This is a genomic window from Mesorhizobium sp. P3_A9, assembly GCF_056402975.1.
This window is the reverse complement of the sequence record NZ_JBFUGJ010000548.1, coordinates 1-2,689: the sequence shown is the minus strand read 5'-3', so window position 1 is coordinate 2,689 and position 2,689 is coordinate 1. Positions and strand designations below refer to the sequence as shown.

2 protein-coding genes are annotated in these 2,689 nt (G+C 56.0%); both read left to right on the top strand.

Annotated elements, in window-relative coordinates:
- Nucleotides 1–1,283, top strand: a 1,283-nt coding sequence (locus AC1DX0_RS34275; RefSeq protein WP_477358782.1) for a hypothetical protein, incomplete at its 5' end; no start/stop codon positions are given.
- 218 nt (nucleotides 1,284–1,501) lie between these two features.
- On the top strand, nucleotides 1,502–2,689 hold a 1,188-nt coding region (locus AC1DX0_RS34270), incomplete at its 3' end, for a tyrosine-type recombinase/integrase (RefSeq protein ID WP_477358779.1).

Genomic DNA, 2,689 nt, shown 5'->3' with positions numbered 1-2,689 from the left:
CCCTTATTGCCAACCAGACCCTGTATTCGGACGTGGCCGGTCATACACTCGTTCTAGCAGACGTAACCGTCACGTATTTGACCGGAATACCGGCCAGCGACGAGACGACATTGACCGCAGCAGGCGTCGATGCCAACAGCGTAAACTGGGCCAGCACCGATCCCAAAGCGGTGTCTTTGGCCGAAGTGACTATAAACGCGTCCGGCGTGGCGAAGGGCGCTGGGGCATTCGCAACCATCTTTCCGGCAAGCCTCCTCGGCAGCACCGACACAATGGACATCCGGCCCCAGGCGGTGGCCGGTTTCGTTCAGTCGATATGCGAAACCGTCCCGCTATTCATGTGCAACCCGTTCGAGACGACTGACCCGCTGACCAGCAAGACGATCCAGCAGTCCTTTGCCTCGGGAGACACCTACGGCCGGGAGTTCCGGATATTAAAGGTCGATTCCAACCCGGGCCCCGGCAATTTTGGGTTGATCGACAACAATCTGAGTTCGCTGCGCGATGCAATCGCGATCGGAAACTCTGGCACCTGCTACAACCGCAACGCGCTGACGACGAAGACCGGTGTCACCCTTGGCCAGGTCAATACCGGCCTCAATGTCCGGTTCGATCTCTATAGTGGCTCCCTGAACAACGACAACAGGGACTTCAATTACCGGCCCGCAAGCAACGTTCGAAAAGGGCAGAAGACCGGCTGCAGCAAATACGATCCCGTAACCGATGGAACCGCGCTGCCTCTGCCGCCCGGAGTCAACTACGTCGACTCAAAAGGAATGTCCGACGCGATTGGCTCGCAAGGATTTTGGACAAGTTACTGGCAGGCCAACCACGGTGGGGCTTACCCGAATGTCCCGAGCGCCACCAACCCGACCGGCACCAAGACAGCGCCGGCGTCTAGGTATGACGTATACAAATACGAGATTTCCCAAGGGTTGGTCGGCGACAAATCGCAGGCTCCGACGAAAGAAACCGGCACGCCATCTTGCTACAAAGGAGACGCCACGACAGCCGATCCTGATCGTCGGCTGCTCAATATGGCGATCGTCAACTGCATAGCGAACCAAGACAAGATCAATGGGCACGTCCAATTGAAACCGGATGGGTATGTCAGCGTGTTCATCAACACCCCCGTCCAAAAGCAGGACAACACGAAGGATCCCGATGACACTTCGGCCGGCGAGAAGCCTATCAGTTTGGAGATAGCTGACGTCGATGGGGCATTTGCCAACAATACCCTTGTCGACAAGGCATTCCGCAACGAGGCGCAGTTGTACAGGTAAGGGCAGCGGAGAGCGTTCGGCCTGATCCGCTAAGTTCAACACCCGCATGAGACCCGTGGCGGAGGGAGTGGCCGATGGTGTGCCTAGTCCTGACTAGTCACTAGTAGCCAACCTGTTGATTTCGCTGCATTTCGGTTAGCCATACCTAGCCAACAAATCTGCGGAAGGCTTCAAGAAGGTTAGTTCGGACAACCGCACTAACCAAAGGAGCCTCCGCAATGGCATCGAAAATCGACAATCTCAACCGCGAGCTACGCGAGCGCATTAAATCCGGGACGGCAAACATGTGGTCCCACGGTAACGGCCTGTGCTTTGCCCTGGCGAAGAATGGAAAGGCCACTTGGGTTTTCCGATACACCTTCGCTGGCAGTCGCCGCGTGATGACACTTGCACCGCACAATGATCCTATCAGCGACCGGCAATTCAAAGAATTGGAAATGGCTGCGATCGAACAGCGCGACCAACTGAAAGCCGGCGTTGACCCGCTCACAGCGTCCAAGCCCAAGGCGTCGAAGACGACTGGCGACGACACGTTTGAAAGCGTGGCACGCGACTACATCACAACGCATACCGCTAATTGGCGCAACGACAAGCACGCGGCCCAATGGTCCAGCACGCTCGAAACCTACGTATACCCGAAGATTGGACGTAAGCTGCCACATGAGATCGGCGTTGATGACGTGTTGGTGGTTTTGCAGCAGTCGCACATCCGACGCGGAAAACGCTTGCCGCTCTGGGACGCTGTACCGGAGACAGCCTCACGCGTTCGGATGCGAATTGAAACTGTGATCGCCGCAGCGAAGTCCAAGGCGCTTGGAAGTGCGAACACGCAAATCAAAGCTCTGTGGAAGGACCATTCCAACCCTGCCAAATGGGAAGATGGGCTGGAGCACTGGCTAGGAAAGAAAGGCAAGCAATCCAAAGGCCATCATGCGGCAATGCCTTTTACGGAAGTGCCGGCCTTTATGCAGGCGTTGCGTAGCAAGACAGATTATTCGGCCAAGGCGCTTGTGCTGACGATCCTATGCGCAACTCGCACTAGCGAAACTTTGCTCGCAACTTGGGATGAGTTCGATATCGCCAACTCCATCTGGATTATTCCAGCATCACGAATGAAGGCCGAGATTGAGCACCGCATTCCGTTGAGCAGCGCCGCAGTTGAGTTGTTGAAAGGGCTGCCCCGCTTCAAGGATAATCCCTATGTTTTTCCTGGAGCCAAACGCAACCAACCCTTGAGCAATATGGCCATGCTGGAGCAATTGCGAGGAATGCGACCGGGATTAACCGTTCACGGATTTCGATCCAGCTTCCGCGATTGGGCCGCAGAAACTACGCTCCACCCAGATACTATCGTTGAACAAGCGCTTGCGCACGTGCAGAAAGATAAGACCATCGCTGCATACCGG